At 63.6% G+C, this 23,512-nt stretch carries 24 protein-coding genes; 14 read left to right on the forward strand and 10 right to left on the reverse strand.

Annotated elements, in window-relative coordinates; translation table 11 throughout:
- Positions 1-64 precede the first annotated feature (64 nt).
- The 5 genes from F3J45_RS19705 to trpE all read left to right on the forward strand — a co-directional run bounded on the left by F3J45_RS19705 (position 65) and on the right by trpE (position 5,426).
- Positions 65-1,312 (forward strand): ABC transporter permease, encoded by a 1,248-nt coding sequence (locus tag F3J45_RS19705; RefSeq protein ID WP_167066568.1) that lies wholly within the window; start codon positions 65-67, stop codon positions 1,310-1,312.
- Between the two features lie 11 nt (positions 1,313-1,323).
- Entirely contained in the window at positions 1,324-2,151 is an 828-nt protein-coding gene (locus F3J45_RS19710; protein ID WP_167066571.1) for an ABC transporter permease, read from the forward strand.
- A gap of 233 nt (positions 2,152-2,384) precedes the next feature.
- The gene (gene rpe / locus F3J45_RS19715; RefSeq protein WP_167066574.1) at positions 2,385-3,059 is read left to right on the forward strand and encodes a ribulose-phosphate 3-epimerase; all 675 of its coding nucleotides are present in this window, start codon (positions 2,385-2,387) and stop codon (positions 3,057-3,059) included.
- Positions 3,056-3,874, forward strand: a complete 819-nt coding sequence (locus F3J45_RS19720; RefSeq protein WP_167066578.1) for a phosphoglycolate phosphatase — start codon at positions 3,056-3,058, stop codon at positions 3,872-3,874. The genes rpe and F3J45_RS19720 overlap by 4 nt, the downstream gene beginning before the upstream one ends.
- A 70-nt stretch (positions 3,875-3,944) precedes the next feature.
- The gene (gene trpE, locus F3J45_RS19725) at positions 3,945-5,426 is read left to right on the forward strand and encodes an anthranilate synthase component I (RefSeq protein ID WP_167066581.1); all 1,482 of its coding nucleotides are present in this window, start codon (positions 3,945-3,947) and stop codon (positions 5,424-5,426) included.
- 121 nt (positions 5,427-5,547) lie between these two features.
- Here trpE and estP read toward each other — a convergent pair whose 3' ends face one another.
- A complete protein-coding gene (gene estP, locus F3J45_RS19730; protein WP_167066584.1) occupies positions 5,548-7,449 on the reverse strand; it encodes an esterase EstP in 1,902 nt (633 codons plus the stop codon).
- 375 nt (positions 7,450-7,824) lie between these two features.
- On the opposite strand from estP, the gene F3J45_RS19735 reads away from it, so the two are divergent.
- The 4 genes from F3J45_RS19735 (at position 7,825) to F3J45_RS19750 (ending at position 11,165) form a co-directional block, all read left to right on the forward strand.
- On the forward strand, positions 7,825-8,418 hold the full coding sequence (locus tag F3J45_RS19735) for an aminodeoxychorismate/anthranilate synthase component II (RefSeq protein ID WP_167066587.1): 594 nt from the start codon (positions 7,825-7,827) through the stop codon (positions 8,416-8,418).
- Between the two features lie 9 nt (positions 8,419-8,427).
- Positions 8,428-9,477, forward strand: a complete 1,050-nt coding sequence (gene trpD, locus F3J45_RS19740) for an anthranilate phosphoribosyltransferase (RefSeq protein ID WP_167066590.1) — start codon at positions 8,428-8,430, stop codon at positions 9,475-9,477.
- Positions 9,474-10,307, forward strand: a complete 834-nt coding sequence (trpC, locus tag F3J45_RS19745; protein ID WP_167066593.1) for an indole-3-glycerol phosphate synthase TrpC — start codon at positions 9,474-9,476, stop codon at positions 10,305-10,307. Before trpD ends, trpC begins: the two co-directional genes overlap by 4 nt.
- 153 nt (positions 10,308-10,460) lie before the next feature.
- A complete protein-coding gene (locus tag F3J45_RS19750) occupies positions 10,461-11,165 on the forward strand; it encodes a lipoate--protein ligase family protein (RefSeq protein WP_167066596.1) in 705 nt (234 codons plus the stop codon).
- Here F3J45_RS19750 and crp read toward each other — a convergent pair.
- On the reverse strand, positions 11,162-11,806 hold the full coding sequence (gene crp, locus F3J45_RS19755) for a cAMP-activated global transcriptional regulator CRP (protein ID WP_167066599.1): 645 nt from the start codon (positions 11,804-11,806) through the stop codon (positions 11,162-11,164). The two genes, F3J45_RS19750 and crp, sit on opposite strands and share 4 nt — an antisense overlap.
- A gap of 191 nt (positions 11,807-11,997) precedes the next feature.
- Between crp and F3J45_RS19760 the strand changes: the two genes are divergently transcribed.
- Positions 11,998-12,420, forward strand: coding sequence for an OsmC family protein (locus F3J45_RS19760; protein WP_004376171.1), 423 nt, complete (start codon positions 11,998-12,000; stop codon positions 12,418-12,420).
- Between the two features lie 116 nt (positions 12,421-12,536).
- Here the strand turns inward: F3J45_RS19760 and F3J45_RS19765 are convergent, their stop codons facing one another.
- The 6 genes from F3J45_RS19765 to hemJ form a co-directional block, all read right to left on the reverse strand.
- Positions 12,537-13,577, reverse strand: coding sequence for a DUF2157 domain-containing protein (locus F3J45_RS19765; RefSeq protein ID WP_167066602.1), 1,041 nt, complete (start codon positions 13,575-13,577; stop codon positions 12,537-12,539).
- A gap of 10 nt (positions 13,578-13,587) precedes the next feature.
- Positions 13,588-14,235 (reverse strand): 2-polyprenyl-3-methyl-6-methoxy-1,4-benzoquinone monooxygenase, encoded by a 648-nt coding sequence (coq7, locus tag F3J45_RS19770; protein ID WP_167066605.1) that lies wholly within the window; start codon positions 14,233-14,235, stop codon positions 13,588-13,590.
- 66 nt (positions 14,236-14,301) lie between these two features.
- The gene (locus F3J45_RS19775; RefSeq protein ID WP_003255518.1) at positions 14,302-14,640 is read right to left on the reverse strand and encodes a histidine triad nucleotide-binding protein; all 339 of its coding nucleotides are present in this window, start codon (positions 14,638-14,640) and stop codon (positions 14,302-14,304) included.
- A gap of 63 nt (positions 14,641-14,703) precedes the next feature.
- Positions 14,704-15,486 carry an SDR family oxidoreductase gene (locus tag F3J45_RS19780; RefSeq protein ID WP_167066608.1) on the reverse strand — a complete coding sequence of 261 codons (783 nt, stop codon included), beginning with the start codon at positions 15,484-15,486 and terminating at the stop codon, positions 14,704-14,706.
- Between the two features lie 67 nt (positions 15,487-15,553).
- A complete protein-coding gene (locus F3J45_RS19785) occupies positions 15,554-16,510 on the reverse strand; it encodes a nitronate monooxygenase family protein (RefSeq protein ID WP_167066612.1) in 957 nt (318 codons plus the stop codon).
- A 29-nt stretch (positions 16,511-16,539) separates the two neighbouring features.
- Complete coding sequence (hemJ, locus tag F3J45_RS19790) at positions 16,540-16,965, reverse strand: protoporphyrinogen oxidase HemJ (RefSeq protein WP_167066615.1); 426 nt, start codon at positions 16,963-16,965, stop codon at positions 16,540-16,542.
- Between the two features lie 142 nt (positions 16,966-17,107).
- On the opposite strand from hemJ, the gene argC reads away from it, so the two are divergent.
- Both argC and erpA read left to right on the forward strand, forming a co-directional pair.
- A complete protein-coding gene (gene argC / locus F3J45_RS19795) occupies positions 17,108-18,142 on the forward strand; it encodes an N-acetyl-gamma-glutamyl-phosphate reductase (RefSeq protein WP_016715798.1) in 1,035 nt (344 codons plus the stop codon).
- Between the two features lie 147 nt (positions 18,143-18,289).
- On the forward strand, positions 18,290-18,640 hold the full coding sequence (gene erpA, locus F3J45_RS19800) for an iron-sulfur cluster insertion protein ErpA (RefSeq protein ID WP_015268740.1): 351 nt from the start codon (positions 18,290-18,292) through the stop codon (positions 18,638-18,640).
- A 59-nt stretch (positions 18,641-18,699) separates the two neighbouring features.
- On the opposite strand, the gene F3J45_RS19805 is transcribed toward erpA, so the two are convergent.
- Together F3J45_RS19805 and F3J45_RS19810 are read right to left on the reverse strand one after the other, a co-directional pair.
- Positions 18,700-19,791, reverse strand: a complete 1,092-nt coding sequence (locus F3J45_RS19805) for an anhydro-N-acetylmuramic acid kinase (protein WP_167066618.1) — start codon at positions 19,789-19,791, stop codon at positions 18,700-18,702.
- Positions 19,792-19,795: 4 nt separating this feature from the next.
- Complete coding sequence (locus tag F3J45_RS19810; protein ID WP_167066621.1) at positions 19,796-21,220, reverse strand: peptidoglycan DD-metalloendopeptidase family protein; 1,425 nt, start codon at positions 21,218-21,220, stop codon at positions 19,796-19,798.
- A gap of 215 nt (positions 21,221-21,435) precedes the next feature.
- Between F3J45_RS19810 and tyrS the strand changes: the two genes are divergently transcribed.
- Both tyrS and F3J45_RS29870 read left to right on the forward strand, forming a co-directional pair.
- Positions 21,436-22,635 carry a tyrosine--tRNA ligase gene (tyrS, locus tag F3J45_RS19815; protein ID WP_167066624.1) on the forward strand — a complete coding sequence of 400 codons (1,200 nt, stop codon included), beginning with the start codon at positions 21,436-21,438 and terminating at the stop codon, positions 22,633-22,635.
- 586 nt (positions 22,636-23,221) lie between these two features.
- Positions 23,222-23,512, forward strand: a 291-nt coding sequence (locus tag F3J45_RS29870; RefSeq protein ID WP_205300608.1) for a hypothetical protein, incomplete at its 3' end; no start/stop codon positions are given.

The following is a 23,512-nucleotide window of genomic DNA, read 5'->3' on the forward strand; positions in this document are numbered from 1 at the left end:
CGCCTGCAGGAGCGCTGGCCGTGTGGCTGGCGCTCCCCGTTTCCCCTGTCTTGCGGAGTTCGCCATGGCCATTGCAGTGCCCCTCAACGAAGGCGCCGGTCCAAGTCTCAAACAGCGCCTCAAGCACGCCGAGCGGGTCAACCGCTGGAAGGCGCAGGCGTTGATCGCGCCGCTGGCGCTGTTTCTCCTGCTGGTGTTCCTGGTGCCGATCGCGGCGCTGTTGTACAAAAGCGTCGGTAACCCGGAAGTGGTCGGCGGCCTGCCACGCACGGTCGAGGTGATCGGCCAGTGGGACGGCAAGAGCCTGCCCGGCGAGGAGGCCTACAAGGCGTTGAGCCAGGACTTGGCCGAGTCGCGCAAGAACCAGACCCTGGGCGACCTTTCCAAGCGCCTGAACATGGAGCTGGCCGGCTATCGCAGCCTGTTGGCCAAGACCGCGCGGGCATTGCCGTTCAAGGCCGAGCCGGCCTCCTACAAAGATGCCCTGCAGGCCCTGGACGAACGTTGGGGCGACCCGGCCTACTGGCAGGCGATTCGCCGCAACACCAGTTCGGTTACCTCGTTCTACCTGCTGGCCTCGCTGGACCACCGTATCGATGACCTCGGCGAGCTGGCCAAGGCCACTCCCGACCAGGCCATCTACCTGGATATTTTCGCCCGCACCCTGTGGATGGGGGTGGTAATCACCGTCATCTGCCTGGTGCTGGCCTACCCCTTGGCCTACCTGCTGGCCAACCTGCCGACCCGGCAGAGCAACCTGCTGATGATTCTGGTGTTGCTGCCGTTCTGGACCTCGATTCTGGTGCGCGTGGCCGCGTGGATCGTACTGCTGCAGTCCGGTGGCCTGATCAACAGCGCGCTGATGGCCATGGGCATCATCGACCAGCCGCTGGAGTTGGTGTTCAACCGCACCGGCGTGTACATCTCGATGGTGCACATCCTGCTGCCGTTCATGATTCTGCCGCTGTACAGCGTGATGAAGGGCATCTCGCCCAGCTACATGCGCGCGGCGATCTCACTGGGCTGCCACCCGTTCGCCAGCTTCTGGCGGGTGTACTTCCCGCAGACCTACGCAGGCGTAGGCGCCGGCTGCCTGCTGGTGTTCATTCTGGCGATTGGCTACTACATCACCCCGGCGCTGCTCGGCAGCCCGAACGACCAGATGGTCAGCTACTTCGTTGCCTTCTATACCAACACCAGCATCAACTGGGGCATGGCCACCGCGCTGGGTGGGCTGTTGCTGCTGGCGACCGTGCTGCTGTACCTGATCTATAGCTGGCTGGTCGGCGCCAGCCGCCTGCGCCTGAGCTGAGGAGCCTTGAGATGCTGAGCCCCTACATGTCGCCCGTCGAGCGGGTGTGGTTCTACACCCTGCGCATCCTCTGCGGGCTGATCCTGCTGTTCCTGGTGTTGCCGGTGCTGGTGATCGTGCCGCTGTCGTTCAACAGCGGCAGCTTCCTGGTGTACCCGCTGCAGGGTTTTTCGCTGCAGTGGTACCACGACTTCTTCGCTTCCGCCGAATGGATGCGGGCCTTGAAGAACAGCATCATCGTCGCCCCGGCGGCCACGGTGCTGGCGATGGTCTTCGGCACCCTGGCCTCGATTGGCCTGACCCGTGGCGATTTCCCCGGCAAGTCGTTGGTGATGGCGCTGGTGATCTCGCCGATGGTGGTGCCGGTGGTGATCATCGGTGTCGCCAGCTACCTGTTCTTCGCGCCGCTGGGCATGGGCAACAGCTTTGTGTCGTTGATCCTGGTGCATGCGGTGCTGGGCGTACCGTTCGTCATCATCACGGTGTCGGCAACCCTGCAGGGCTTCAACCACAACCTGGTGCGTGCTGCCGCCAGCCTCGGTGCTTCGCCGCTGCTGGCCTTCCGCCGGGTAACCTTGCCGCTGATTGCCCCTGGCGTGATTTCCGGGGCGTTGTTCGCCTTTGCCACCTCGTTCGACGAAGTGGTGGTGACGCTGTTCCTCGCCGGCCCCGAGCAGGCGACCCTGCCGCGGCAGATGTTCAGTGGCATTCGCGAGAACCTGAGCCCGACCATTGCGGCGGCGGCGACCTTGCTGATCGCGTTCTCGGTGGTGTTGTTGCTGACACTTGAGTGGTTGCGCGGGCGCAGCGAGAAGTTGCGGACTCAGCAGCCGGCCTGATGGTGGTGGTGGACCTGGTAGGAGCGAGCGCAGCTCGCGATGGGCTGCAAAGCAGCCCCGGCATTATCATCTGCGAAGCTGAAACCCAGGGGCCGCTGCGCGCCCCATCGCGAGCTACGCTCGCTCCTACCGGGGTTAGCGCAGCCTGTGGGGGCGGGTTTACCCGTGAAGAGGCCGGCACGGGTTAAAACGGTTACAATGCGCGCCACCGTGATTCTGCCAACAGGTGCGCCATGCAGCCCTACGCTATTGCCCCCTCCATTCTTTCCGCCGATTTCGCCCGCCTGGGCGAGGACGTCGACAAGGTTCTGGCCGCAGGTGCCGACATCGTTCACTTCGATGTGATGGACAACCACTACGTGCCCAACCTGACCATCGGCCCGATGGTCTGCAGCGCCCTGCGCAAGTACGGCGTTACCGCGCCCATCGACGTGCACCTGATGGTCAGCCCGGTCGACCGCATCATCGGCGACTTCATTGAGGCCGGCGCTACCTACATCACCTTCCACCCGGAAGCCTCGCAGCACATCGACCGTTCGCTGCAGCTGATCAAGGACGGTGGTTGCAAGGCCGGCCTGGTGTTCAACCCGGCCACCAGCCTGGATGCACTGAAGTACGTGATGGACAAGGTCGACATGGTGCTGCTGATGAGCGTCAACCCAGGTTTCGGCGGCCAGAAGTTCATCCCCGGCACCCTCGACAAGCTGCGCGAGGCCCGTGCCTTGATCGATGCCAGTGGCCGTGACATCCGCCTGGAAATCGACGGTGGCGTCAACGTCAACAACATCCGCGAAATCGCTGCCGCTGGCGCCGACACCTTCGTCGCCGGCTCGGCGATCTTCAACGCCCCGGACTACAAGGCCGTGATCGACAAGATGCGCGCCGAACTGGCCCAGGCCCGCCCATGAGCGGCTTCGAGCAGCTGTTCCCGGGAGCGCTGCCCAGGCTGGTGATGTTCGATCTGGACGGTACCCTGATCGACTCGGTACCGGACCTGGCCGCCGCCGTGGACCGCATGCTGCTCGAACTGGGGCGCCCGCCGGCAGGCCTTGAGGCGGTGCGCCACTGGGTCGGCAACGGTGCCCAGGTGCTGGTGCGCCGGGCCCTGGCCGGGGGCATCGATCACGCAGCCGTCGACGATGCCCTGGCCGACCAAGCCCTGGCTCTGTTCATGGAGGCCTATGCGCAAAGCCATGAGCTGACCGTGGTCTACCCCGGTGTGCAAGACACCCTGCGCTGGCTGCGCAAGCAGGGCGTGGAGATGGCGCTGATCACCAACAAGCCCGAGCGCTTCGTTGGCCCGCTGCTGGACCAGATGAAGCTCGGCAGCTATTTCCGCTGGATCATCGGCGGCGATACCTTGCCGCAGAAAAAGCCCGACCCGGCGGCCCTGCTGTTCGTCATGCAGATGGCCGGGGTTAGCCCGCAGCAGTCGCTGTTCGTTGGCGATTCGCGCAGCGATGTGCAGGCGGCCAAGGCAGCAGGTGTGCAGAGCGTGGGGCTGACCTATGGCTACAACCATGGCCGGCCGATCACCGACGAAGCCCCGAGCCTGGTGATCGACGATTTGCGTGCACTGCTGCCCGGTTGCACAGACCCGGCCACTGGGATAACGTTGGCGGACCTTCAAGCCTCCCAAGACAGAGAGTCCACCGTGGCGGTCACTGGCAAATTCTGGATGAAAGTCATCAAGGCCCTGGCCCGTTGGCGCTGGCGCGCCTGACTTCTGCCCGCCGGCGCCTGCCGGCCCGTCCGCTTGCCCGACCCTATTGCTGCTTGCCACGAGGCTACCCATGATCCGCGAAGAATTCCTGCGCCTGGCCGCTGCCGGCTACAACCGCATCCCCCTGGCCTGCGAAACCCTGGCCGACTTCGACACGCCGCTGTCGATCTACCTGAAACTGGCAGACCAGCCCAACTCCTACCTGCTCGAATCGGTGCAGGGCGGCGAGAAGTGGGGCCGTTACTCGATGATCGGCCTGCCGTCGCGCACCGTGATGCGCGTGCACGGCTACCACGTCAGCATCCTTGAAGACGGCGTTGAGGTGGAAAGCCACGACGTCGAAGACCCGCTGGCGTTCGTCGAGGCGTTCAAGGACCGCTACAAGGTTGCCGACATTCCCGGCCTGCCACGTTTCAATGGCGGCCTGGTCGGCTACTTCGGCTATGACTGCGTGCGTTATGTGGAAAAGCGCCTGGGTGCCAGCCCGAACCCGGACCCGCTGGGCGTGCCGGACATCCTGCTGATGGTGTCTGACGCGGTGGTGGTGTTCGACAATTTGGCGGGCAAGATGCACGCCATCGTGCTGGTCGACCCGGCCGCCGAGCAGGCCTTCGAACAGGGCCAGGCACGCCTGCAGGGGCTGCTTGAAACCCTGCGCCAGCCGATCACCCCGCGCCGTGGCCTGGACCTGAGCGGGCCCATGGCTGCCGAGCCGGAATTCCGTTCCAGCTACACCCGTGACGACTATGAGAACGCGGTGGGCCGTATCAAGGAATACATCCTGGCCGGTGACTGCATGCAGGTGGTGCCGTCCCAGCGCATGTCGATCGACTTCCAGGCAGCGCCCATCGACCTGTACCGAGCGCTGCGTTGCTTCAACCCGACGCCGTACATGTACTTCTTCAACTTTGGCGACTTCCATGTGGTCGGCAGCTCGCCCGAGGTATTGGTGCGGGTGGAAGACAACCTGGTCACCGTGCGCCCGATCGCCGGCACTCGCCCGCGTGGCGCCACCGAGGAAGCCGACCGGGCGCTGGAAGATGACCTGCTGTCGGACGACAAGGAAATCGCCGAGCACCTGATGCTGATCGACCTGGGGCGCAACGACGTGGGCCGGGTGTCGTCGACCGGCAGCGTGCGCCTGACCGAGAAGATGGTGATCGAGCGTTATTCCAACGTGATGCACATTGTCTCGAACGTCACCGGCCAGCTGCGCGAGGGCCTGACGGCGATGGATGCGTTGCGGGCGATTCTGCCGGCAGGCACCTTGTCGGGTGCGCCGAAAATTCGTGCCATGGAAATCATCGACGAGCTGGAGCCGGTCAAGCGCGGTGTGTATGGCGGTGCGGTGGGTTACTTTGCCTGGAACGGCAACATGGACACTGCGATTGCCATTCGAACGGCGGTGATCAAGGACGGTGAGCTGCATGTGCAGGCCGGTGGCGGTATCGTGGCTGACTCGGTGCCGGCGCTGGAGTGGGAAGAAACCATCAACAAGCGCCGGGCGATGTTCCGTGCGGTGGCGTTGGCTGAGCAGACCACCGTCAAGTAGCGTGCTGAAATGGCGCCGCTTGCGCGGCGCATCGCGAGCTGCGCTCGCTCCTACACGGATTGCGATACAGCCCGTAGGAGCGAGCGAAGCTCGCGATCAAGCAGCACAGGTATTCCAGGATTTAAAAGTCGAAGCTGACCCCCAGGCTCACCCCTTGCTGGGTCAACTCATCGCTCTTGCGCCAGTTGTAGCTCCCCCGCACATGCACCCCTGCCACCACTTCATGGCTCACCCCCAGGCTGGCCCGGGTCAGGTCACTGTGCGGTGTATACCCCGTCAACGTGAAGTCATTACCCGGCAATGTGGTCAGGTGCATGGTCACATCCTGCTGGTCATCCTCGAACTCATGTTCCTGCGCCACCTCGGCGAACAGCCGGGTACTCGGCAGTACCTGCACGCTGCCTAGCACGCCTACCCCCAAGCGCCGCGACGTGCGTTCCTGGTCATCGAAGCCCAGTGCCGTCGAGCGGCCACTTTTCTCGTCATACCCATCGACCTTCACCCGTGCGTAGTCGGCGCTGATGAACGGCGCCAGTTGCCAGGGGCTGCTGTCGGCGGCCAGGTTGTAACCCAGCCGGCCGCTCATTGCCCAGGCCTCGCCATCGGTGTCGCCCTTTTCGCTGCGCTCGTTCACGCCCAGGGCGAAGGTGCGCTTGAGGTCGTGGTAGTCCAGGTGCCCGGCGGTGAGCGCGGCATCGGCCCACCAGCGGCCCTGGCGGTACTGGGCGAAGGCGCTGGCCAGGTAGCTGTCGAGCTTGTAGTCCGAGTTCTGCTCGCCGGCTTCGAGCTTCTGCCGGTACACCCCACCTGCCAGGCCCAGGCGCCAGGCATCATTGAGCCGGTAGCTGGCGCCCACGGTCAGGTTGTAGCCACGGCCATCGGCGCTGGCGGCGCTGCGCTGGTCGTCGAAGTCCAGGTCCTGGGCGCCGCTGCTGACGAACGCCTGCCACTGGCCGGCTGCTTGCCACGGCGCCTGCCACTGGTTGCGCAGCTCGTCTTGATGGGCGCGCAGGCTGGCATGGGCCATTTCCGGCAGCAGGGTCAGCTCCCAGGGCGCGGCAAGAATCGAGTAGGCGTAGTCGGCAATCAGTTGCTGCCCGGCGATGGTGGGGTGCACCGCGTCGTTGAACAGCAGCTTGGTCGGGTCGGGCGAGGTGCCGTTGATGCCGTATACCGGGTTGCCAACGCAGTTGCTGGCGCTGTAGCAGGTGCCCACCAGGTTCTGCCCGCTGGCCAGGCCGAACTGGGTGGGGTCGGCCAGCGCCTCGCTGAGCAGCACCGGAATGTTGAGTGGGATGATCTCGGCATCGACCTGGCGCAGCTGGCTGAGCAGCGACTGGTTGAACACGCTGGACAACTGCGACAGCGCGGTTTGCTGGGCGGTGCCGCTGAAGTTCGGGGTTTGCCCCAGGTCTGGCAGCAACCACACCATGATGTAGCGCGCGCCGCCCTGTTGCAGCGCCTGGGCACTGGCGGCCAGGCGGGCGCCGGCGGCTGCGGCGTCGGCGGGGCTGTTGACCAGGCCCTGGAGGAAGTCGTTGCCGCCGCCGGTCAGGTAGTACAGGGCATTTGGGTCGGCTTGCAGGCCGTTGGCCAGGTAACCCGGTTTTTCACGCAGCACCAGGCCGGCCCCGGTGTTGCCAGGCGGAATCACGGTTTCCGAGGTATTGGTAATCGAGTCGAGGATTTGCTGCGTGGTGTAGCCGCCAACCGCCCAGTTGTTGCCATCGGCAAGGCCCAGCGCCTGGTAGGTCGGTGACGTCGACGGGCCCAGTTCGCCCGGGTTGATGCCAAGCCGGCCACCGAGAATCATCGGCGACACCGGCGCATAGTTGCCATTGGCGTCGCGGTTGGTGAAGCGCATGCCCAGGGTGCCGCCGGTCAGGTCAGGGAATTGCCCGGCATCGCTCAGGCTGTCGCCGAACACGACCAGCGTGGAGTAGGGCGAGGGGGCGGCGAAGGCCTGGCTGCAGGCCAGGGCCAGCGAGGCGAGGGCAAAGCGCAGTACGGGTATTTTTCGCATCAATGAACATCCTTTTCTTTGTTTTTATGAGGACTACCCGATCGACCATAGCAAATCGCCGGGCATCGCTTCCAAGTCCATTCGTTTCCCCGTGTTTACGGGCATGTTGCGCCCGCCGCCCCGGTAGGCTACTGTGCCGGAACGTATGAGCGAGACCTATCCTGTGTTGATCGTCAGCAAACTCTTGATGCGCGTTATCAAGGCCCACGCCCGTTGGCGTTGGCGCGCCTGACTTTATCTCCTGCCGGCCCGTCCGGCCCGCCCCTGTTTGCCTTCCCGTCCGATTAGCGACTGCCCTGCGTGGCCAAACCGTGCCTGTGGCCGGTGTAGGAAGGTTCGATTTTTGAAGTCAGTAGATTCAAGAGGTTTAGCCCGATGTTACTGATGATCGACAATTACGACTCATTCACTTACAACGTTGTTCAGTACCTGGGTGAGCTGGGTGCCGAGGTGAAGGTCATTCGCAACGACGAAATGACCATCGCCCAGATCGAAGCCCTCAACCCCGAGCGCATCGTCGTTTCCCCAGGCCCCTGCACCCCGAGCGAAGCGGGCGTGTCCATCGAAGCCATCCTGCATTTCGCCGGCAAGCTGCCGATTCTGGGCGTGTGCCTGGGCCACCAGTCCATCGGCCAGGCTTTCGGCGGTGACGTGGTGCGTGCGCGCCAGGTGATGCACGGCAAGACCAGCCCGGTGCTGCACCGCGACCTGGGCGTGTTCGCCGGGCTCAACAACCCGCTGACCGTGACCCGCTACCATTCCCTGGTGGTGAAGCGCGAAACCCTGCCGGACTGCCTGGAAGTCACTGCCTGGACGGCGCATGCCGACGGCTCGGTCGACGAGATCATGGGCCTGCGCCACAAGACCCTGAACATCGAGGGGGTGCAGTTCCACCCCGAGTCGATTCTGACCGAGCAGGGCCACGAGCTGTTCGCCAACTTCCTCAAGCAAACCGGCGGCCGCCGTTAAGGAACGATCATGGATATCAAGAGCGCGTTGAGCCGGATCGTCGGCCACCTGGACCTTTCCACCGATGAAATGCGCGATGTCATGCGCCAGATCATGACCGGCCAGTGCAGCGAGGCGCAGATTGGCGCCTTCCTGATGGGCATGCGCATGAAAAGCGAGAGCATCGACGAGATCGTCGGTGCGGTGTCGGTGATGCGCGAGCTGGCCGACAAGGTCGAACTGAAAAGCCTGGATTGCGTGGTCGATATCGTCGGCACCGGCGGCGACGGCGCCAACATCTTCAATGTGTCCACGGCCTCGGCATTCGTGCTCGCGGCGGCGGGCTGCACCGTGGCCAAGCACGGCAACCGCGCCGTTTCCGGCAAGAGCGGCAGTGCCGACCTGCTGGAAGCTGCCGGCATCTACCTGAGCCTGACCCCAACCCAGGTCGCCCGCTGCATCGACAGCCTGGGCATTGGCTTCATGTTCGCCCAGAGCCACCACAGTGCCATGAAGCATGCCGCTGGCCCGCGCCGCGACCTGGGCCTGCGCACCTTGTTCAACATGCTGGGCCCGCTTACGAATCCGGCAGGCGTGAAGCACCAGGTGGTGGGTGTGTTCAACCAGGCGCTGTGCCGCCCGCTGGCCGAGGTGCTGCAGCGCCTGGGCAGCAAGCACGTGCTGGTGGTGCACTCCAAGGACGGCCTGGACGAATTCAGCCTGGCGGCGCCAACCTTCGTGGCCGAGCTCAAGAATGACCAGATCAGCGAATACTGGGTCGAGCCCGAAGACCTCGGCATGAAGAGCCAGAGCCTGCACGGCCTGGCGGTCGAGAACCCGCAGGCGTCGCTGGAGCTGATTCGCGATGCCCTGGGCCGTCGCAAGACCGAGAACGGCCAGAAGGCCGCTGAAATGATCGTGCTCAATGCCGGCGCCGCGCTGTATGCCGCCGACCATGCGATGAGCCTCAAGGCGGGTGTGGAACTGGCCCACGACGTACTGCACACCGGCCTTGCCTGGGAGAAGCTGCAGGAGCTGGGTGCCTTTACTGCCGTATTCAAGGTGGAGAACGAAGCATGAGTGTGCCGACGGTGCTGGAAAGGATCATCGCCCGCAAGTTCCAGGAAGTGGCTGAGCGCAGCGCGCGGGTCAGCCTTGCCGAGCTGGAGCGCCTGGCCAAGGCGGCCGACGCCCCGCGTGGCTTCGCCAATGCCCTGATCGCACAGGCCAAGCGCAAGCAGCCGGCGGTGATTGCCGAAATCAAGAAGGCCTCGCCGAGCAAGGGCGTGATCCGTGAGCACTTCGTGCCGGCGGAAATCGCCGTCAGTTACGAAAAGGGTGGGGCGACCTGCCTGTCGGTGCTGACCGACGTGGACTACTTCCAGGGCGCCGACGAGTACCTGCAGCAGGCCCGTGCGGCGGTTTCGCTGCCGGTGATCCGCAAGGACTTCATGGTCGACCCGTACCAGATCGTCGAGGCCCGGGCCCTGGGCGCCGACTGCGTGCTGTTGATCGTTTCGGCGCTGGACGATGTGAAGATGGCCGAGCTGGCTTCGGTTGCCAAGGATGTCGGCCTCGACGTGCTGGTGGAGGTGCATGACGGCGATGAGCTGGAGCGCGCCTTGAAGACCCTCGACACGCCGCTGGTCGGGGTCAACAACCGCAACCTGCACACCTTCGATGTCAGCCTGGACACCACCCTCGACCTGCTGCCGCGTATCCCGCGCGACCGCCTGGCGATTACCGAGAGCGGTATTCTCAACCGTGCCGACGTCGAGCTGATGGAGATCAACGAGGTGTACTCGTTCCTGGTGGGGGAGGCATTCATGCGTGCCGAGCAGCCAGGGCTTGAGCTGCAGCGGTTGTTCTTCCCGGAGCAGGTGAAGAAGACTGTTCAGCCTCTGGACTGATGAGTAATGAAGCCGGCGTAGATGCCGGCTTTTTTGTGTGCCTGTTCCGGCCCTTTCGCGGGGCAAGCCCGCTCCTACAGAGCTACACCACCCCTTGTAGGAGCGGGCTTGCCCCGCGAAAGGGCCGATGAACCCAACATCAAAGGTGGATCAATGACCGATCAACCCCTGGCCCTCACCGTCGAACAGGGCCTGCACGCCGAGCAGGACCTGCTGGCCGCGGTGTGCCGCGGCGAACACGACAGCGGCATGCTGTTCTGGCGCCCCACCGACCATGCGCTGGTGATGCCCCGGCGCATGAGCCGCCTGGATAATTTCGAAGCCGCCTGTTCGGAGCTGGCCATTGCCGGTTGGCCGGTGCTGCTGCGCGAAACCGGCGGCGAGCCGGTGCCGCAGTCGCATTCGACGGTGAACGTTGCACTGGTGTACGTCGCCCCGCGCAGCGAAGGTGACCATGGCCGTATCGAAAATGCCTATGAGCGGCTGTGCCTGCCCTTGTGCGAGGTGCTGCGCGAATGGGGCGGGGTGGCGTCGGTCGGGGAGATCGACGGGGCCTTCTGCGATGGCCGCTACAACGTCAACCTCAATGGCCGCAAATTGGTCGGCACGGCTCAGCGCTGGCGCCAGGGCCTGGGTGGCAAGCGCCCGGTGGTGCTGGTGCATGGCGCGCTGCTGCTGGACAACGAGCGCGAGTCGATGGTCGCGGCGGTCAACCGGTTCAATGAATGCTGCGGCCTGGAACAGCGCTGCCGCGCCGACAGCCACATCGCCCTGCACGAAGTGGCGCCTGCAGCGCCCTGGTTCGAGCGCCTGTCCCAGGCTTACCGCGACGTGCTGGCGGCACTGCCGCGGGATTAACGGGTGCCGTAGACCACCATGGTCTTGCCCTTGACCTGCACCAGGCTGCGTTCTTCCAAGTCCTTGAGGACGCGGCCGACCATCTCCCGGGAACAACCGACGATACGGCCAATTTCCTGGCGGGTGATCTTGATCTGCATGCCGTCGGGGTGGGTCATGGCGTCGGGCTGCTTGCACAGGTCGAGCAGGCAGCGGGCGACGCGGCCGGTGACGTCGAAGAAGGCCAGGTCGCCGACCTTGCGCGTGGTATTGCGCAGGCGCTGGGCCATCTGGCTGCCCAGTGCATAGAGGATGTCCGGGTCTTGGCGGGCCAGTTCGCGGAACTTGTCGTAGCTGATTTCCGCCACTTCGCATTCGGTCTTGGCGCGCACCCAGGCGCTGCGCTGCTGGTCGCTGCCAGCGGGCTCGAACAACCCCAGTTCACCGAAGAAATCGCCACTGTTGAGGTAGGCGATGATCATTTCATGACCTTCGTCGTCCTCGATCAGGATGGTGACCGAGCCCTTGATGATGAACGACAAGGTTTCGGCACGATCACCGGCGCAGATGATGTTGCATTTGGCGGTGTAGCGGCGGCGCTGGCAGTGGACCAGCAGCTTGTCGATGTTCTTGATCTTGGCGGGTAGGGCTGAGGCAACCATCACGAAATCCTGTTCGATGCGACGCATAGGCTCTTGTTAGTGATTGTCTGGCGCGACGCGCCAGTCAATTGGCGCCAGCTTATCAGACGTAGCAGGATGTTTCGGTACTAAAGCGAGTCGCATTGAGCTTTTCCGACGGGCATACAAGGCTTAAGCTGACACCCTTTTGCGAAATTCAGGAGTATGGACAGATGAAGGCACGCATCCAGTGGGCCGGTGAAGCGATGTTCCTCGGCGAATCGGGGAGTGGGCACGTGGTGGTGATGGACGGCCCGCCCGAGGCCGGTGGCCGTAACCTGGGTGTGCGCCCGATGGAAATGCTCCTGCTGGGCCTGGGTGGTTGCAGCAGTTTCGACGTGGTGAGCATCCTGAAGAAGTCGCGCCAGGCGGTGGAAAGCTGCGAGGCATTCCTGGAGGCCGAGCGTGCCAGCGAAGACCCGAAGGTGTTCACCAAGATCCACATGAACTTCGTGGTAAAGGGCCGTGGGCTCAAGGAAGCCCAGGTCAAGCGGGCGGTAGAGCTGTCGGCGGAGAAGTATTGCTCGGCCTCGATCATGCTTGAGCGTGCCGGGGTGGAAATCACCCATGGCTACGAAATCGTCGAGTTGGGCTGAATTCGCTTGGGGCTGCTGCGCAGCCCATCGCAGGCAAGCCTGCTCCTACCCAGGCGGCCCCTGTAGGAGCAGGCTTGCCTGCGAATGGGCCGCAACGCGGCCCCGGCAACCTTCAGTCAGTCCCGCAGTGCCGGCAATGCACTGACCAACCATCCCGGCAAGCTGCTTCTGACCACCTGGCTCAACTGCTCTCGCCGCTTCTGATAGGCCAGCCCCAAGCCGATCACGCCCAGCCCGATCAAGGTCACCACCAGCGGGAACAACAACGAGTCGGCAAATACCTCATAGGACAGGTATCCCAGGTACCCCGCCACCCCCAGTGCCCCGAACACCATGAACACCGGCCGGCGCAGCACCACCGCCAGGCCCATCAGCGCCAGGTTGATAAGGCAATACAGCGCCTTGCCCAGCTCGCTGTCGCTTTCCATCAAATTCAGCCCACCCCAGAACGCGGCCAGCCCGGCCAGGTAGCCCCAGCGGGCATAATCCTCACGGGTTCGCCCATCGATCAGCACAAATATCAGCAGCATGCCCAACCCGAACCACAGCGACACCGTACGCCGTTGTTCCCAGCTGAACGGTGTGCCATAGGCCCACTCGGTCAGGTCCATCGACATGAACCACAAGGCCACGGCAATCGGCATGACGATGAACGGGTAGGGGATCAGGCGCAGCATCAGCAGCCCGGCGAGCACCGTCGCCGCTTCCATCGCCAGCCAGCCACCTTGCACGTAGGTGTAGTAGTGGTGGTAGTCCGCCTGCATATCATCCAGTGGCCACCAGCCCGCCAAGCGCTCGAGGGCAAAAACCGCCAACGGCACGATGCTCACCGCGACGGCGGCAAGTACACCGGCTGCAACCGGTTGCTGGCGCTTGTGCAGGTTGAGGGCGAACAGGGTGAGCAGGGCGATATACAGGGTGGCAACGGCCAACAGGGCACCGTCGCCAATGCGCATCCAGGCTTCGGTGAGCAGCCAGCCCATCGCCCCCATGATCAGCAAGGCGCCGAAATAGAAGGCAACGTGGGCCAGCTGGAAAGTACCGCGGCTTGCCGGTTGCTGGCGCAGGAAGGCCAGCAGGGCCTGGTCCTGGCCCGGCTGGAGAATGCCGGCTTGCACGGCGCGCGCCAGGTCCTTGGCGTCGATACGGTCCGTCATGGCTGGGCCTTCAGATACGGTAGGTGCTCTTGGTCATGACCTTGGCCAGCAGGCTCATGCCAAAGCGCACGGGCGCGGGGAAACGGTAGCCGCCGGCCTCAAGGGCAGATTCAGCGTGCTGTTCTTCGTCTACGCGCATCTGCTCGAGAATGGCGCGGGACTTTTCGTCCTCTTGCGGCAACTGCTCCAGGTGTTCGTCCAGGTGCTTGCACACTTGGTGCTCGGTGGCTGCGACGAAACCCAGGCTGACCTTGTCGCTGACCAGCCCTGCGAGCGCGCCGATACCGAACGACATGCCATAGAACAGTGGGTTGAGCACGCTCGGATGGCTGCCCAGCTGGCGGATGCGTTGTTCGCACCAGGCCAGGTGGTCGATTTCTTCCTCGGCAGCATGTTCCATGGCCTTGCGCACTTGCGGCAGCTTGGCCGTCAGGGCCTGGCCCTGGTACAGCGCCTGGGCGCAGACTTCGCCGGTGTGGTTGATGCGCATCAGGCCGGCGATATGGCGGGTCTGGGTGTCATCCAGGTCGGCATCGGGCTGGATGATTGCCGGTGACGGGCGGGACGGTTGGCCGCTGAAGGGCAGCAAGGTGCGCATGGCGGTATCGGCCTGCAGCAACAAGCGGTCGAGCGGCGAGTAGTGACGTTCGGTGGCCATCGGGCACCTCCGCTGAAGTGATGCCCGACAGTTTACCTCAATCGCCCGGGAGGGGCTTGCCTTGGGTCAGCCCGGTGGCCAGTTCATCTGGCGCTGGCCAAGCACGTGCATATGAATGTGGTAGACGGTCTGGCCGCCTTTGGGGTTGCAGTTCATGACCACGCGGAAGCCTTCTTCACAGCCTTGCTCGACGGCCAGGCGCTGGGCGGTGAACAGGATATGGCCAGCCAGGGCCTTGTCCTCTTCGGTCAGGTCATTGAGGGTGCGGATGTGTTTCTTCGGGATGACCAGGAAATGTACCGGCGCCGCGGGGGCGATGTCCTTGAAGGCGAGGATCTGGTCATCTTCGTAGATGATATCCGCCGGGATTTCCCGGTTGATGATTTTGAGGAAAAGATCGTCCACAGCACTTGCTCCATGGTGAGGGTCGGGCCGAGTGTACTCAGCCGGGCGCCGCTCGCCCAGTGCCTATTCCATGCCAACCGGGCAATAGCGGCGGTGGATGAAACCCGCCAGCTTGCGCGCCAACCAGCGGGGCAGCAGCCGTGGTGCGAAGGCCAGCCAGCGGTTGCGGCGTACTGGCATGATCAGCGCGCGGTTCTTTGCCAGGGCACGCACACTGTACAGCGCGACTTCTTCCGGGCTCAGGCAGCGGCTGCTGCCGTCGAGCCTGGGGATGCGCCGGCGCGATGAGCGAACCGGGCCAGGGCAGAGGACCGAAACCTTGATGCCGGCAGGCTTGAGCTCTTCGCGCAGGGCTTCGCTGAAACTCATCACATAGGCTTTGCTGGCGGCATAGGTGGCCATCGACGGCCCCGGCGCCATGGCCGCCAGGCCCGCGACGTTGAGGATCTGCCCGCCGCCCTGCACGGCCATCAGGTTGCCGATGGCGTGGCACAGGCGGCTCAAGGCGAGGATGTTGACCTCCAGCAGGTCTTGCTCATCGGCCCACTCGTGGGCAAGGAACGGGCCGTAGGTGCGCTGGCCGGCGCAGTTGACCAGCAGGTCGATGCGCCGCTCGCCTTCTTCCAGTTCCAGCACGAAGCCCGACAGGCGCAGGGGCTGGCTGAGGTCGCAGGCGCGCAGCAGCACTTCCACGCCAAAACGTTGGGCCAGTTCCAGTGCCACTGGCTCCAGGGTTTCCCGGTGGCGTGCCACCAGGATGAGGTTGCGCCCACGCCGCGCCAGGGCTTCCGCCAGGGCCAGGCCCAGGCCGCTGGAAGCACCGGTAATCATGGCGTAACGGGTCATGCAAGGCTCCTGGGGGCGGAAGAGGGCGCCTAGTGTACAGCTTGGCCGAACAAGGTGTTGCCTTTTGCTACAGGGCTTGACCGCGCAGGCGTTGGCTACGCTCAAGGGCGGCCTGGTATTCGTCGCCCAAGCGCTCGATCAGTGCGCCGGCGCTGGGTAAGTCGTGGATATCGCCCACGCCCTGGCCGGCGGACCATACGGTCTTCCAGGCCTTGGCTTCGTCGTCGATGGGCTTGAGCTTGCCCTGCTCATGGCCGGTTTTCAGCGCGGCCATGTCATAGCCGGCCTGCTCAAGGCTCGGGCGCAGGAAGCTGGCCGGGATACCGGACACTGCCGGGGTGTGGATGATGTCCGCCGCGTGGGCGTCGAGCAGCATCTGCTTGTAGGCGTCCTGGGCGTGGCTTTCGCGGGTGGCGATGAAGCGTGTGCCCATGTAAGCGAGGTCCGCGCCCAGCAGCTGGGCAGCGAGGATTTCATGGCCGTGGTTGATGCAGCCGGCCAGCAGCAAGGTCTTGTCGAAGAACTGGCGGATTTCGGCCGCCAGCGCGAACGGGCTCCAGGTGCCGGCATGCCCGCCAGCGCCTGCTGCCACGGCGATCAGCCCATCGACACCGGCTTCGGCCGCTTTTTCGGCATGGCGGCGCGTGGTCACGTCGTGGAACACCAGGCCGCCATAGCCGTGTACGGCATCGACCACTTCCTTCACCGCGCCGAGGCTGGTGATGACCATGGGCACCTGGTGCTCGACGCACAGGGCAAGGTCCGCCTGCAGGCGCGGGTTGGTCGGGTGCACGATCAGGTTCACCGCATAGGGCGCTGGCGCCTGCAATTGGGCCAGGCCCGCCTCGATTTCTTCCAGCCAGGCCTTGAAGCCTGCACTGTCGCGCTGGTTCAGTGCCGGAAAGCTGCCGACCACGCCATTGGCGCAGCAGGCCAGGACCAGCTGAGGGTTGGAAATCAGGAACATCGGCGCCGCCACCACGGGCAGGCGCAGGCGGTGTTCGAGCGAGGCAGGCAGGGACATGGGCAAGGCTCCAGTGCAGGGCGTTTATGTCAGAACGGTTTGACCACCACGAGAATCACGATGCCCAGCAAGAACAGCACGGGTACTTCGTTGAACCAGCGGTAGTACACGTGGCTGCGGGTGTTGCTGCCCGCTTCGAAGCGTTTGCGCTGGGCGCCACAGATGTGATGGTAGCCGGTCAGCAGGATCACCAGGGTGAGCTTGGCATGCAACCAGCCCTGGCTCAGCCAGCCGGGGTTGAGGTAGAGCATCCAGGCGCCGAACACGTAGGTAGCGATCATGGCCGGGTTCATGATGCCGCGGTACAGCTTGCGCTCCATGGTGACGAAGCGTTCCTGGCTGATGCTGTCCTGGCTCTGGGCGTGGTAGACGAACAGCCTGGGCAGGTAGAAGAGGCCGGCGAACCAGCAGACCACGCTGACGATATGCAGCGCTTTGATCCAGAGGTAGAGCATGGGGGGAGTTCCTTCAGGTATTCACGGTCGTCAGATAGTAGAGGCCTGGGGCCGCAAGAGGCACCCCAAGAGTTGTTACAGGCGCTTCGCGCCCCTATTATCGTGCGCTTTCCAGACGGCTCGTTGATAAGGGGCAAGCGTTATGATCAAGGTCGGTATCGTCGGCGGCACGGGTTACACCGGCGTCGAACTGTTGCGCCTGCTGGCACAGCATCCACAGGCGGAAGTTGCGGTCATCACTTCGCGCTCCGAAGCGGGCGTGGCGGTTGCCGACATGTACCCGAACCTGCGCGGCCATTATGACGGCCTGGCGTTCAGCGTGCCGGACAGCAAGACCCTGGCCGCCTGCGACGTGGTGTTCTTCGCCACCCCGCACGGCGTGGCCCACGCCCTGGCCGGCGAGCTGCTGGCGGCAGGCACCAAGGTCATCGACCTGTCGGCCGACTTCCGCCTGCAGGACGCCACCGAGTGGGGCAAGTGGTATGGCCAGCCGCACGGTGCGCCAGAGCTGCTCAAGGATGCGGTATATGGCCTGCCTGAGGTGAACCGCGAGAAGATCCGCCAGGCACGTTTGATTGCCGTGCCGGGCTGCTACCCAACGGCGACCCAACTGGGCTTCCTGCCGCTGCTCGAAGCCGGCCTGGCCGACCCGTCGCGCCTGATTGCCGACTGCAAGTCGGGTGTTAGCGGTGCTGGCCGTGGCGCGGCCGTGGGCTCGCTGTTCTGCGAGGCCGGTGAGAGCATGAAGGCTTATGCAGTCAAGGGCCACCGTCACCTGCCGGAAATCAGCCAAGGCCTGCGCCTGGCAGCGGGCAAGGATATCGGCCTGACTTTCGTGCCGCACCTGACCCCGATGATCCGCGGTATCCACGCGACCCTTTACGCCAACGTCGTCGACACCTCGGTCGACCTGCAGGCGCTGTTCGAAAAGCGTTACGCCGATGAACCGTTCGTCGACGTAATGCCTGCCGGTAGCCACCCGGAAACCCGCAGCGTGCGCGGCGCCAACGTCTGCCGCATTGCCGTGCATCGCCCACAGGGCGGCGACCTGGTGGTGGTGCTGTCGGTGATCGACAACCTGGTCAAGGGCGCGTCGGGCCAGGCGGTGCAGAACCTCAACATCCTGTTCGGCCTGGACGAGCGCATGGGCCTGTCCCACGCCGGCCTGCTGCCGTAAGCGCTTGAAGCCATGCCTAGGCCCGCCCCGTGCGGGCCTTTTTGTTTGTCGCGACTAAAGGCGCACTATTGTTGACCGATTTTCTCGGAGAAGCGGATAATGCGCGTCATCGAGTTTTATGGCGGCTACCGCGCCGGGAGAATCAACATGAGCGTCGAAACCTTCACCCCTACGGCTTTGGAATTCACCCACGGCGCTGCGCAAAAGGTGAAGAACCTGGTTTCCGAAGAAGGCAATGACCGCCTGAAGCTGCGCGTGTTCGTCACCGGCGGCGGCTGCTCGGGCTTCCAGTATGGCTTCACCTTCGATGAAGACGTGGCCGAAGACGACACCATCGTCGAGCGCGAAGGCGTATCCCTGGTGGTCGACCCGATGAGCTTCCAGTACCTGGCCGGCGCCGAGGTGGACTACCAGGAAGGCCTGGAAGGTTCGCGCTTCGTCATCAAGAACCCGAATGCAGCCACCACCTGTGGTTGTGGTTCGTCGTTCTCGATCTGAACCTGGGTGATACGAAAACGCCGCGCAATTGCGCGGCGTTTTGCATTCAGGCGTAGCCCTTATGCCGGGTAGACGGCGCCGAGTACGCGCAAGCCCCGGGCTGCGGTAACGCTGGGGCGGTTGGCGGCAATGCCTTCCAGGCAGCAGTGGGCGAGCCAGGCGAAGGCCATGGCCTCGACCCAGTCCGGGTCCACGCCGTGTGCGCCAGTGCTGGCAACCTCTGCCGTGGGCAGCAGTTGGGCAAGGCGCGCCATCAAGGCGCCGTTACGCGCGCCACCACCGCAGACCAGCACGGCTTCGGTGCCTTGCTGGGCGGCCAGCAGCGATTCGCTGATACTGCGCGCGGAAAGCTCCAGCAGTGTCGCTTGCACGTCTTCGTCACGGTAAGCCGGCAAGCCCGCCAGGTGGCCATCCAGCCAGGGCAGGTTGAACACTTCGCGGCCGGTGCTCTTCGGGCCGCTACCGGCGAAGAATGGGTCGCTCAGCAGGCTGCCGAGCAAGCCAGGCTGTACCGTGCCGCTGGCCGCCCAGGCACCATCGGCATCAAAGGCCTTGCCCTGCTTGCGGTCGATCCAGGCGTCCAGCAGGACGTTGCCGGGGCCACAATCGAAACCGTGTACCGGCGTGTCGCGCTCGATCAGGCTGAGGTTGCTGAACCCCCCCACGTTGAGGATCGCCAGGCGCTGGCCAAGGTGGCCGAACAGGCTTTCATGGAAGGCCGGAACCAGGGGCGCACCCTGGCCGCCTGCCGCCACATCGCGGCGCCGGAAGTCGGCCACCACGCTGATGCCTGTGAGTTCGGCGAGCAGGGCCGGGTTACCGATTTGCACGGTGAAACCGCGGGCGGGTTCATGGCGGATGGTCTGGCCGTGGCTGCCGATGGCGCGAATGGCGCCGGGCTTGAGCCCCTGGCGGGCGAGCAGTTGCTGGATGCCCTCTGCCGCCAGGCTGGCCCAGCGGTTCTCGGCTAGCGCCGCACGGGCGATCTCGTCGGGGCCGCTGCTGCACAGGCCCAGCAACTGCTGGCGCAGGTCGGCGGGCATGGGCAGGTAATGGGTGGCGAGCAGTTCAAGCTGCTCGCCTTGCGCAATCAGGGCGATGTCCAGGCCATCGAGGCTGGTGCCGGACATCACCCCCAGGTAGTACGCCACCGGCTTAGCGCTTGTTCGCCGCGAGCAGGGTGGCCTTTTCCTGATCCATGCGGGCGATCAGCGGCTGGCTCTGCTGCAGGAAACGCTGGCGCTCGGCCTTGGCGATCGGGTCGGCCATCGGCACCTTCTGGCTCAGCGGGTCGACGTGTACACCGTTGACCTGGAACTCGTAATGCAGGTGCGGGCCGGTGGACAGGCCGGTGGTGCCGATGTAGCCGATGATCTGGCCTTGTTTCACGCTGCTGCCGGTTTTAATGCCCTTGGCAAAGCCTTGCATGTGGCCGTACAGGGTCTTGTAGCTGTTGCCGTGGGCAATGATCACGGTGTTGCCGTAACCGCCACGGCGGCCCGCCAGCTCGATGCGACCGTCGCCGGCTGCCTTGATTGGCGTGCCACGCGGGGCGGCGTAGTCGACGCCTTTGTGGGCGCGGATCTTGTTCAGGATCGGGTGCTTGCGGCCTGCCGAGAAGCGCGAGCTGATGCGGGCGAAGTCTACCGGCGTGCGGATGAACGCCTTGCGCAGGCTGTTGCCGTCGGCGGTGTAGTAGCTGGTGTTGCCCTGTTTGTTGGTGTAGCGAACGGCGGTGTAGGTTTTGCCGCGGTTGGTGAAGCGTGCGGACAGGATGTTGCCGGTGCCGACCACCTTGCCGTCCATGACCTTCTGTTCGAAGACCACGTCGAATTCGTCACCCTGGCGAATATCCTGGGCGAAGTCGATGTCGTAGCCGAGCACCTTGGCCATGTCCATGGTCATGCTGTGGGACAGGCCGGCACGCTGGGCCGAGGCCGACAGCGAGCTTTTGATCACGCCATGGGCATAGGCGGCACGCACCACCGGTTTGCTGATTTCGCGGTCGAAGGTGTAACCCTTGGCGGTTTTGGTCAGGCGAATGGTTTCGAGGTTGCTGACCTTGCTGTGCAGGCTGGCCAGTTGGCCGTCCTTGTCGAGTTCGAACTGCAGGACCTGGCCGTGCTTGAGCTGGCTGAACTGCTTGGCTTGCTTGTTGCTGGCCAGCAGGTCGTGCACGACGTTGGCCGGCAGCCCGACCTTGGCGAACAGGGTGGAGAGGGTGTCGCCGCTGGCCACGGTGACTTCGCGGTGGGCGGGGTCCTTGGCTTGGGCCTGGGTCTTGCTGTCGGTGGCCGGCGCTTGCTCGGACGCCTGCTCGGTGTTCGCTTCGGCGCCTTCGATTTGCGCGAAGGGCGAACCCTGGTCTGCCTCGGCCTGCACCAGTGGCGCGGCGTTGGACTCATCCTTCAGCTGTTCGGCCGGGCGTTCCAGCTCCAGGCTGAGGGTGGTCTTCTTGGCTTCGACTTCGCTGGACGGAAATACCAGCAGGGCCAGGCTGAGCAGGGCGGCGATGCCGCTGGCGGCCAACAGATGGCTTTTCGGATAAAGCGGGGGCGCTTTAGGCGTTTCGTTGGTCATAGGTACGGAGACTTTGAAGAAAAATGAATATGGAAAAGATGAATGACATGATGAAGATGAAATAACTGTATAAAATATAACCAAATCCATTTTCGCGCAAGGGCGCGTAGACGCTGTGACGCGGCGGTCGGGTCACATTTCATTTCGAAACTTGTAATTGATGGCCGATCTTGTATGGTTGGCTCCCTTTGAATCTGAGCCTTGCGGGTCTGTCTATGAAGTCGGTTGAAGAGCAGCTGGCGCTTATCAAGCGCGGTGCGGAAGAGGTGTTGGTCGAGTCGGAACTGGTCGAGAAGCTCAAGCGCGGCCAGCCTCTGCGTATCAAGGCAGGCTTCGACCCGACTGCGCCTGACCTGCACCTGGGGCACACGGTGTTGATCAACAAGCTGCGCCAGTTCCAGGAGCTGGGCCACCAGGTGATCTTCCTGATCGGTGATTTCACCGGCATGATCGGTGACCCGAGTGGCAAGAGCGCCACCCGTCCGCCGCTGACCCGCGAGCAGGTGCTGGACAACGCCGAGACTTATAAGCAGCAGGTGTTCAAGATTCTCGACCCGGCCAAGACCGAAGTCGCGTTCAACTCCACCTGGATGGACCAGCTGACCCCGGCCGATTTCATCCGCCTGGCGTCGCAGTACACCGTGGCGCGTATGCTTGAGCGCGACGACTTCGACAAGCGCTACACCACCAACCAGCCGATCGCGATTCACGAGTTCCTTTACCCGTTGGTGCAGGGCTATGACTCGGTGGCGTTGAAAGCTGACGTGGAGTTGGGCGGTACCGACCAGAAGTTCAACCTGTTGATGGGGCGCGAGCTGCAGCGTGCCTATGGCCAGGAAGCGCAGAACATCGTGACCATGCCGCTGCTCGAAGGGCTCGACGGCGTGAAGAAGATGTCCAAGTCGCTGGGCAACTATGTGGGCATCCAGGAAGCGCCAGGTGTGATGTACAGCAAGCTGGTGTCGATCCCGGACACGCTGATGTGGCGTTACTTCGAGCTGCTGAGCTTCCGTTCGATGGAAGAAATCGAGCAGTTGCGTGCCGACGTTGCCAATGGCGCGAACCCGCGTGATGTCAAGATCAAGCTGGCCGAAGAGATCGTTGCGCGCTTCCACGGTGAAGAGGCGGCGGCCAATGCTCACCGCGCGGCGGGTAACCGCATGAAGGAGGGTGAGCTGCCTGAGGACTTGCCGGAAGTGGAAGTGGCTGCTGCGGAAGACTTGCCGATCGCTGCTGTGTTGAACCGGGCGGGCCTGGTGAAGAACTCGGCGCAGGCTCGCGATTTGTTGAGCGGTGGTGCGGTGAAGGTTGATGGTGCGGTGGTCGACAAGGATTTCATGTTTGTCCTGGGGGCGACCCATGTTTGCCAGGCGGGTAAGAAGTCGTTTGCACGGGTTACGCTGAAGGCTGAGTGATTGGCGGGTGGTGTAGCTATATAGAAGCGGGGAGGCCGGTAGGCCTCCCCGCTTTGTTTTTGGGGTGGGGGTGGTGGGTGGCCTGTCTTGAGGTTGGCGTGGTATTCGGGGTGTACGCCACGACGCATTTGGCGCCTATGAGATCGAGCGCCGCCCGCGCGGCGCATCGCGAGCTTTGCTCGCTCCTACGTTTGTTTCGGGCCAGTGTTCATGTGGCCACCGCGCGCGGCCCCTTGTTTGTACGCCGCGATATCCAGGCATGCGCCAAGGCGTTCGCGCGCCAATCCCCCAGGCCCCACTGGCCCGAAACAAACGTAGGAGCGAGCAAAGCTCGCGAAGCGCCGCGCGGGCGGCGCTCGATCTCCCAGGCGCTGAACGTGTCGTGGCGGGCACCTACCAGCCGTAACACGGTCTTTTCCTCCTATATTTCAATTTCTTGAAATTAAAGGTTGACGCCCCTCCGAATCCCCTTATAATGCGCCCCACTTCCAGCGACATCGGAACAACAAACTCCTTGAAATTCAACGAGTTAGCTTGTTAAGAGATCACTGAAAGGGCTTCGATCGAAAGATCGCTAGCGGTTGAGATGAGTGTTGACAGCGTTTCAAAACGCTGTATGATTCGCCTCCCGCTACGAGAGATCGCAGCGAGTCAAGTGTTTGAAGCTAAACGAGTTTCTCGAAAAAAACTTCAAAATAAACGCTTGACAGCAAATGAGGAAAGCGTAGAATGCGCGCCTCGGTTGAGACCAAAAGCTCTTAGCCAAACGCTCTTTAACAAATCGAATCAAGCAATTCGTGTGGGTGCTTGTGAGTACGGACTGATAGTCAAAAAGATTATCAGCATCACAAGTGGCCATGCGAGAAATCACATAGTC

Origin of the sequence: Pantoea sp. Ap-967 (assembly GCF_011752565.1) — a bacterium.
Lineage (GTDB): Bacteria > Pseudomonadota > Gammaproteobacteria > Pseudomonadales > Pseudomonadaceae > Aquipseudomonas.